General features: G+C 55.4%; 1 protein-coding gene. It reads right to left on the reverse strand.

Features of this window, described 5'->3' with window-relative positions; translation table 11 throughout:
• Window positions 1-930, reverse strand: a 930-nt coding sequence (locus HMPREF2565_RS13945; protein ID WP_246819128.1) for an Ig-like domain-containing protein, incomplete at its 3' end; no start/stop codon positions are given.
• Between the last annotated feature and the right edge of the window lie 44 nt (window positions 931-974).

Genomic DNA, 974 nt, shown 5'->3' on the forward strand with positions numbered 1-974 from the left:
CTCAGACAGGTTGGAAGAACCAGTCCAATCCGCGGAACCATCAGGCTTCGGAGCCGGCTTGGAGTCGCCAGTGACGATACGCGAAGCCTCGTTGCCGTCCTTATCCTTGGCAACAATCTTGTCGCCAGTCTTCAGCTCCTTGTCAACAACGACCTTCCACTTACCGTCATCGCCAACCTTGACAGTCTTCTCGGTCTTCTTGCCGTCCTTGTCAGTGACAGTAACGGTGATATCGGTACCAGGCTTAGCGGTACCAGTGATCTCCTTGTCACCGTCCTTAGCCGGATCAATGGTCGGCTTGATGACCTCCGGAGTCTCAGACGGATCGTCCTTACCCGGCTTATTCGGGTCAATCGGCCAGGTCGGTCCCGGAATAATCGGCTTAGACGGTTTCTCAACCTCGACGACTACGCGGTCGATCTCGTTGCCGTCCTTGTCCTTGACAATGACAGTGATCTTGTCACCAGGCTTAGCGTCCTTATCGATGTCGACAATCAGGTTGCCGTTGTCATCGATTTCAGCCTTACCAGGGCCATCGGTCTCAACCGTGGTGCCTTCCGGAACGTCACCGCCGGTGTTCGGGATCTCAACCTTGTCGCCAGGCTTGCCCTTGTCGTCATTCCAGTCCGGCTTATCAGCAGGAGCATCCGGATTCTCAACCTCGACGACTACGCGGTCGATCTCGTTGCCGTCCTTGTCCTTGACAATGACAGTGATCTTGTCACCAGGCTTAGCGTCCTTATCGATGTCGACAATCAGGTTGCCGTTGTCATCGATTTCAGCCTTACCAGGGCCATCGGTCTCAACCGTGGTGCCTTCCGGAACGTCACCGCCGGTGTTCGGGATCTCAACCTTGTCGCCAGGCGTACCCTTGTCGTCATTCCAGTCCGGATCCGCATTGGGATCAGGGTTGGTGACAGTGACAGTCACATCGACGTTGTCCTTAGAACCATCCGGGTAAGTCACAACAACCG

Source organism: Corynebacterium sp. HMSC072A04 (genome assembly GCF_001809235.1).
GTDB classification, from domain to species: Bacteria; Actinomycetota; Actinomycetes; order Mycobacteriales; family Mycobacteriaceae; genus Corynebacterium; species Corynebacterium hiratae.